At 70.5% G+C, this 7041-nt stretch carries 9 protein-coding genes; 5 read left to right on the top strand and 4 right to left on the bottom strand.

Going from position 1 to position 7041, the window contains the following annotated elements; genetic code table 11:
* Positions 1-47: 47 nt before the first annotated feature.
* On the bottom strand, positions 48-200 hold the full coding sequence (locus tag NS2_RS36545; RefSeq protein ID WP_155240167.1) for a hypothetical protein: 153 nt from the start codon (positions 198-200) through the stop codon (positions 48-50).
* Between the two features lie 4 nt (positions 201-204).
* On the opposite strand from NS2_RS36545, the gene NS2_RS34555 reads away from it, so the two are divergent.
* Both NS2_RS34555 and NS2_RS34560 read left to right on the top strand, forming a co-directional pair.
* Positions 205-645 (top strand): hypothetical protein, encoded by a 441-nt coding sequence (locus NS2_RS34555; protein WP_052087080.1) that lies wholly within the window; start codon positions 205-207, stop codon positions 643-645.
* Entirely contained in the window at positions 642-1460 is an 819-nt protein-coding gene (locus NS2_RS34560) for an ESX secretion-associated protein EspG (RefSeq protein ID WP_045440376.1), read from the top strand. Before NS2_RS34555 ends, NS2_RS34560 begins: the two co-directional genes overlap by 4 nt.
* 3 nt (positions 1461-1463) lie before the next feature.
* Here NS2_RS34560 and NS2_RS34565 read toward each other — a convergent pair whose 3' ends face one another.
* The 3 genes from NS2_RS34565 to NS2_RS34575 all read right to left on the bottom strand — a co-directional run bounded on the left by NS2_RS34565 (position 1464) and on the right by NS2_RS34575 (position 3614).
* Complete coding sequence (locus NS2_RS34565; RefSeq protein ID WP_033091551.1) at positions 1464-2126, bottom strand: histidine phosphatase family protein; 663 nt, start codon at positions 2124-2126, stop codon at positions 1464-1466.
* Positions 2123-3040, bottom strand: coding sequence for a prephenate dehydratase (gene pheA, locus NS2_RS34570; protein ID WP_033091552.1), 918 nt, complete (start codon positions 3038-3040; stop codon positions 2123-2125). Before pheA ends, NS2_RS34565 begins: the two co-directional genes overlap by 4 nt.
* 82 nt (positions 3041-3122) lie before the next feature.
* Positions 3123-3614, bottom strand: coding sequence for a hypothetical protein (locus tag NS2_RS34575; protein ID WP_235264046.1), 492 nt, complete (start codon positions 3612-3614; stop codon positions 3123-3125).
* Between the two features lie 39 nt (positions 3615-3653).
* On the opposite strand from NS2_RS34575, the gene NS2_RS34580 reads away from it, so the two are divergent.
* The 3 genes from NS2_RS34580 (at position 3654) to NS2_RS34590 (ending at position 7036) form a co-directional block, all read left to right on the top strand.
* Positions 3654-4424 carry a DUF2470 domain-containing protein gene (locus NS2_RS34580; RefSeq protein WP_033091553.1) on the top strand — a complete coding sequence of 257 codons (771 nt, stop codon included), beginning with the start codon at positions 3654-3656 and terminating at the stop codon, positions 4422-4424.
* Positions 4425-4718: 294 nt separating this feature from the next.
* Positions 4719-5516 carry a CPBP family intramembrane glutamic endopeptidase gene (locus NS2_RS34585; protein ID WP_033091554.1) on the top strand — a complete coding sequence of 266 codons (798 nt, stop codon included), beginning with the start codon at positions 4719-4721 and terminating at the stop codon, positions 5514-5516.
* A 242-nt stretch (positions 5517-5758) separates the two neighbouring features.
* Entirely contained in the window at positions 5759-7036 is a 1278-nt protein-coding gene (locus tag NS2_RS34590; RefSeq protein ID WP_409340089.1) for an LCP family protein, read from the top strand.
* Positions 7037-7041: the final 5 nt, after the last annotated feature.

Here is a 7041-nt window from a genome sequence, read left to right on the forward strand (position 1 = left end):
AGTACTAATGCCGGCGGCGACGCCTTCGCCAACAGCAGCGACCCGATTCAGGCGGCGCTCGGCGCGGCCGCGGCCCTGGCCCAGAATCCGGCCGTCACCAGTGCGCTCTCGCAGGTCGCGCAGGTGGCGGGGACGGTGGTCACCAGCGGCATGACCAGCGCGGGAAACGTTGCGAGCACGGCGATTTCGGCCGTCGCCAATGCCGTGACCCAGGCACCCGCCCTGCCCGCCTCGAGCCTGCCCGCCATGGCGGGCGCGGGCGCCGCGACCGTCGGCGCGGGCGGTGCGGCGATCGCCACCCAGGCGGTGTCCTACAACGGACCCGGCACCTCGGTGAACATCGGCAACGGCGGCGGCACGCTGCGGCTGCCGGACGGCTGGGGCGCGGGTCTCGGCAATGCCGGAAACGCCGGTGGCGCAACGACTTCCGCCGCACCCATGGCGGAGCCGGTGAGCGTGACCACCGCTCCGGCCTCGACCACCCCGGTCCGCTCCGCGGGCACCGGCCCGCTGCTCGGCGGCCAGGGCAGCGACGACGACGAGACGCACCACGGCACCGACTACGGCCGCTCGGCGGAGGTCTTCGCCGACGGCCGGGTCATCGCGCCCGCCGTCATCGGCGGCGACCCGCTGGGCGACCGGTGACCGTCCTCGGCGCGGGACGCGGGCCGTCGCTGCTGCGTTCGGTGACGCTGTCACTGGACGAAATGCAGTATCTCCAGGAGACATTGGGCATCGACGAGCTGCCCGTGGTGCTGGATGCCATGGGCCGCTACGACAAGGCCACCGACCACGACGCCGCCATGGCCGCCGCGGCCGCCACCCTGGCCGAGCGCGACCTGCTCGACGACGATCAGGTGCATCCCGAACTCGCCGAGCGGCTGCGCGTGCTCTACCGGCCGCACTGGGTGCTGGCCGTGCGCTGGTACGTGTCGGGCCAGGTCAATCGGTTCTGCCTGGCCAAGGGTGAGGACTTCGAGGTGGTGGCGCTGCGCGGCCCCGGCTCCTATGTCATCGACGAGGCGAGCCACGATCTCGCGGGCACCGTGCTGGCCGCGCTCGGCCCGGCCGAGCCCCTCGAGCTGGCCGGAATGAACGCGCCCACCGCGGATCTGGTCCCCATCTTCGACGACGCGGGCGATGCCGCCACCACGGCGAAACGGCTGACCGAGGTGGGCAAGCCGGCCCGCGACGCGCAGGCCATCGCTTCGGCTCTGGTGCAGGTGGATTCGCACGCGGAGATCGTCGGCGTGCTCTACGGCGACGGCTCGCGCGACGTGGCCGACACCCACGTCGCGGTGTACAACACCCGGCACGGGCGATTCCTGGCCATCACCACCCGCTCCGGTGACGGCACCAAATGGACATCGTTCGCGAGCGGCACCCCGGCCCGTTTCCGCACGGCGCTGCAGGACCTGATCGAATCCCTGCCGCTGCGAACGGAATTCCCCAACCCGTAGGGGTCAGCCCATCGGGTCGTCGCCGGTCGGTTCGATGGCGTCGGCGAAGGGCGCGGGGTAGCGACCCCAGCGCGCGCACTCCCATAGGTTGTTCTCGAACGGCAGCAGTTCGATGGTCTCGGTATTGTCGAGATGGTTGTTGGCGGCGAAAAGCCTAGGCACACCGGTGAGTTCACGGGAGACCAGGCGCATGGCCGCACCGTGACTGACCAGGATGACATCCCCGGCGTCCGGATCGGTCAGATACTCGTCGCGCAGGCGCTCCAGGGCCGGGATGTAGCGGGAGAGCACCTCCTCACCCGATTCACCACCCGGCACCCGCACGCTCAGATCACCGAAATGCCAAGCGTGATAGACCTTCTGGAACTCCTCGTGCGCGGCCTTGGTACTCAGACCCTCCAGATCACCGAGCTGTACCTCGTGCAGATCCTCGAGCACGTCCAAGGGCACGCCGGTGACGGCCTCGATGTACCCGCCGGTCTGTCTGGCCCGCAGCGCGGCCGAGGAGAACAGCCGCTGCGGCGGCAGCGGCAGGTTCGCGCCGAAGGTCTTCGCCTGCGCCACACCGCGTTCGGTGAGCGGCAGACCCGGCAGGCGGGTGTCGAGGATCTTGCCGACATTGCCCTCGGTCTCGCCGTGCCGGACCAGGATGAGTTTGCCGGTCACAGGTCGGCCACCCCCTTCTTCAGATCGGCCAGCCAGGCCGCGGCGGGTGCGTCGGGCGGCGGCGGTGTGCCGGTGGCCGAGGCGGCGGGCCAGGAACCGAGGAAGCGGATCCGGGCGGCGGTGCGGTGCAATGCCTTCAGGGCCTCGGCCACCGCGGCGTCGTCGATATGGCCGACGCAGTCCAGGTAGAAACGGTAGGTGCCCATACCCGTGCGGGTCGGGCGGGACTCGATGCGGGTCAGATCGATACCGCGGGTGGCGAATTCGGCGAACGCGCGCATGAGCGAGCCGGGCTCGTTGGCCAGTTCCAGCACGATCGAGGTGCGATCCACCCCGGTGCGCGGCGGCGCGGGCTGCGGCGCGGTCACCAGCACGAACCTGGTCACCGCCCGATCGACATCGGCCACGCCGTCGGCCAGGGTCGTCAAACCCAGCCGCTCCCCCGCCAGCGCGGTGGACACGGCGGCCTCGGCATGCCCGGCCGCGACATCCTCGGCGGCCGCGGCATTCGACGCCGACGTGTAGAGCCGCGCCAGCGGCATATTCACGGCCAGCCACATGCGGACCTGAGCGGCCGCCACCGGATACGCCGCGATCTTGCGCACCTGCTCGAGCCCGATGCCGGGGCGGCCCACGATCGTGAACGCCACATCCAGATCGGTCTCGGCCATGATCTGCAGCCGGGGGCCGACGGCCAGCGCATCCAGCGTCGGCGCGATCGAACCCTCCACCGAGCTCTCGATCGGCACCGCCGCACCCTCGGTCTTACCGGCCCGCACCAGCTCGACCGCCGCCCCCTGACTCCGGGCCGGGACACGCTCGACCGGCCCGTCGAAGGCTCCGACGGACTCCAATTTGGCGAGGGCCATCTCCGTAAAGGTTCCCGACGGCCCGAAGTAGGCGATGCGCGGCACGGTTACGACATTACTTGCGTGTGCGCGGTCACCCCCGGCTTTGGCCGACTCCCGGGTAACTTCGCACCCCTGACCGGGGAAATCAGCCCCCGAGCACGGCCAACGCCGCGGTGACGGCCGCGACGTCAGCGGTCTCGACGGCCAGCAGGACCTCCCGGAACGCCTCGACCGCGGGCGGCTTCAAACCGGTCAGAAACGCGATATCCGGGGTGGCCAGCGCGGCGCGAATATCGTCGCCGATCAGCGCCGCCACCGTCGCGGCGATCGCGGCGACCGCCCGCTCGCCGGAGTCGACCCGGGCCACGAAACCGCTGTCCCCGTGCACGATTCGCACCAGGAACTCCGACACCGCCTCGTCATCGAGCGCGAAATCCAGCACCTCCGCACCCGCATCCGCCGACACCGGGCGCACCAGGTCCTCGGCCAGACCGCGGGCGGGGCGCGGCGGAACGGACAGGCTGAGGGCGACCGGTTCGGGCGCGTGGGACGAATCGTGCGGCACCGATCCACCGTAGCGATCCGGCATGGCCCCGCCGAAGTCGCGCGTGGCCCTTGCGCGAGCGACCCACGTCACTTAGCTTAGGTTTACCTAATTCCTAATCCGGAGGTGTGTATGCCATTCGCGGCCCAGGTCGTCGCACCCACTACCGCCGAACGCGTGCACAGCGCCTGCGCGCACGCCGAGAGCGCGATGCTGGCGCTGCCCGGCCTCGACCCGGTGCCCACCTCTGTTCACCTGCTGCGGCAGTGCGGAGACATGGTGGTGGCGGTGCCGATGAACTCCACCGCGGCCGGGCTCGTCCTCGGCGGCGGGCCGGGCGGATCGCCGGGCGTACTGGAACTCACCGACCAGGCGCCGCTGCGACTGCGCGAACGCGTGCGCTCGCTGGTGTGGCTGCGCGGTTGGGTGCACGCCGTGCCCTCGCACGCCCAGCGCGCGTTGGCGGGCGCGGTCGCCACCGACCACCCGCACCCGGCCCTGCTCGACATCGGCCACACCGCGACCCTGCTGCGCCTGGTCATCGATTCCGCGGTGGTGGCCGACACCTCCGGCGCGGACTCCGTCGACCGCGAACAACTGCGTGACGCCCGCCCCGACCCGTTCTGCGCGCTGGAAGCCGGTTGGCTGCAACACCTTCAGGCCGACCACCAGGACATCATCGACCGCCTGGCCCGCCGCCTGCCGCACGCCCTGCGCCGCGGCGCGCTCATCCACCCCCTGGCCATCGACCGCTACGGCGTCACCCTCCGCATCGAGGCCGCCGACACCGACCACGACATCCGCATCCCCTTCGACAACCCCGCCGACGACCTCGAATCCCTCAGCCGCGCCGTACACAGCCTGGCCGGCAACCCCTTCCGCGGCGGTCTGCACCGCATCTGAAGGCTTGCACGGCTTCTCGAGGACTGCACTGGATCCGAAGGCCCGCACGGCTTCTGAAAGCCCGCACCGCTTCCGAAAGCCGAGTCCGGTCGCGCCGATTCGCGTCCGTTCGCGCTCCGCCGCGAACGCTCTCGATCCGAGGCGCAGCTTGTCGCGCCGATCGCCCGATGCGCCGATCACCGGATCCGCGCCAAGGGTGACCCAGCCGATCGGATCCGCCGATCCGGGTGAATCCGACGAATGCCGTGGCGCCGCGCCGAAGTGTTTGCGATGTCCACGCCTAGATTGGCGGGCATGGTTTCGGCTGCTGACTCCGCGCCCGTGTGGCCCGCGCCCGAATTGCCCGAACAGGGGCGGCGGGCGATCAAACTCGAGATCGCGGTGGTGCTGGTCGTCACCTTCGGGCTGAGTGGGGTCAGCGCGGCGTTGTCACTGCTGGAAAGTGCGCTCGCGCCCGGCGGGGTGGGCGGGCAGACCGTCGCGCTGAACGCGTCGCGGGCGGCGCAGTCGACCATCGATCTGCTGTTCCAGTTGCTGGGCGTGGCCAAGCTGCTGGGCTGGGCGGCGCTGGGGCTGTATCTGTTGTGGCGCAGCGGAATCGCACCCAAGGCGGTCGGGCTGGTGCGGCGACTACGGTGGCGGGCCGATGTGCTGCCCGGACTCACGCTGGCCGCCGTGATCGGAATCCCCGGGCTGGGCCTGTATCTGGCGGCGCACGCGCTGGGGGTCAGCGTCACCATCGTGCCCAGTTCGCTGGAGCGCTGGTGGCGGTTGCCGGTGCTGGTGCTGTCCGCGTGGGCGAACTCGGCGGCCGAGGAAGTCCTGGTGGTCGCCTACCTGATCTCGCGGCTGCGGGCGCTGGGCTGGAACGAGAATCGCTCGCTGCTGGCCTCGGCGCTGCTGCGTGGCAGCTACCACTTGTACCAGGGGCTGGGCGGCGGGCTCGGAAACGTGGTGATGGGGTTGATCTTCGGCCGCTACTGGCAGCGCAGCAACCGGCTCTGGCCGCTGCTGCTGGCGCACGCGCTGATCGACACGGTCGCCTACATCGGCTACACCTTCCTGCGCGGACACGTGTCCTGGCTACCGTAATCCGATCGGAACGAGCCACGCGAGCCCCGCGGTCGGTACTGTTTCCAATGATGAACGGCGACGACCCCCAGCACTTTGCACGGATGCGCCGGGAGCCGCCGCCGGGACGCCCGGGCGAGCGCCCCGCGTACCCCCAACGATCATCGGCGAATCCCGGGCAACCGCAGAGACCTTCGTCTCATAGACCGCCCGCGGACGACAGATCCGTCAACGGCGAGCGACCCGGCATAGAACCGACCCAGGTGATCCGACGCGGTGATTCCGGCCCGGCGCTGGCCTATTCGCAGGTGCCGCCGAACCGGAACCCCGGACCGCGCGGACCGGCCGGGCACGATCGGAGACAGCCCCCGCCCAACCGGCCATCGAGCAATCGGGTTCCCCCGCAGGGCAATCGGGTACCGGTGCGGGAACCCGCGGCCGACGCCATCGGCTACGCGCCCACACAGCGGCCCGAGCCCTTCCACGACGAACCACCGCGCACTCCCCCGCCGCCGCTGCCCCCGGGCAAGCGCCGCGGCCGTGGCGACGACGGCCGCCCGCCGCGCGGCTCCCGGCCACGCAAGAAGCGGCACTGGTTCCGCTGGATCCTGTCGCTACTGGCCCTGCTGCTGCTGTTGCCGATCGCGGCGGCCATCTACGTCGACACCAACCTCACCCGGATCGACGCGCTCGCGGACTATTCGGGACGGGTCGGCGACACGCCCGGGACGAATTGGCTTCTGGTCGGTTCCGACAGCCGCTCGGGACTGTCCAAGGACCAGGAGCAGGAGCTGTCCACCGGCGGCGCCTCCGATGTCGAGGGCGAGCGCACCGACACCATCATCCTGGTGCACATTCCCAAGTCCGGGCGGCCGACGCTGGTCAGCCTGCCGCGCGACTCCTACGTCAGCATTCCGGGCGTCGGCAAGGACAAGCTCAATGCCTCCTTCGCCGTCGGCGGCGCGCAACTGCTGGTCAAGACCGTGGAGGGCGCGACGGGCCTGCACATCGACCACTACGCGCAGATCGGCTTCGGCGGGTTCGCGAATATCGTCGACGCGGTCGGAGGCATCGACATGTGCCTGGACACCCCCATGAAGGACCCGCTGGCCGGTATCGACCTGCCCGCCGGCTGCCAGACCCTGAACGGCCCAGACGCGCTGGGCTTCGTGCGTTCCCGCGCCACCCCGCGCGCCGACCTGGACCGCATGCTCAATCAGCGAAAGTTCTTGAGCGCCTTGCTGAAGAAGGCGGCCAGTCCCGCCACGCTGGCCAACCCGTTCCGATCCTGGCCGCTGATAAGGGATCTGACCAAAGCGCTGAAGGTCGACGACGGCGCGCACATCTGGAATCTGGCGAGCCTCGGCAGGGCACTGAACGGCGATCCGATCGCCACCACCGTTCCCGTCGGCGGCTTCGAGGATGTGTCGGGCAGTGGCAATGTGCTGCTCTGGGACAAGACGCGGGCGAGTGCTTTCTTCGACGCGCTGGCCAAGGATCAGCAGGTGCCGCAGGACTGGATCACCACGGTCGGCGGCTAGTGTCC

The organism is Nocardia seriolae NBRC 15557 (assembly GCF_007990715.1).
In the GTDB taxonomy this organism is placed as follows: domain Bacteria; phylum Actinomycetota; class Actinomycetes; order Mycobacteriales; family Mycobacteriaceae; genus Nocardia; species Nocardia seriolae.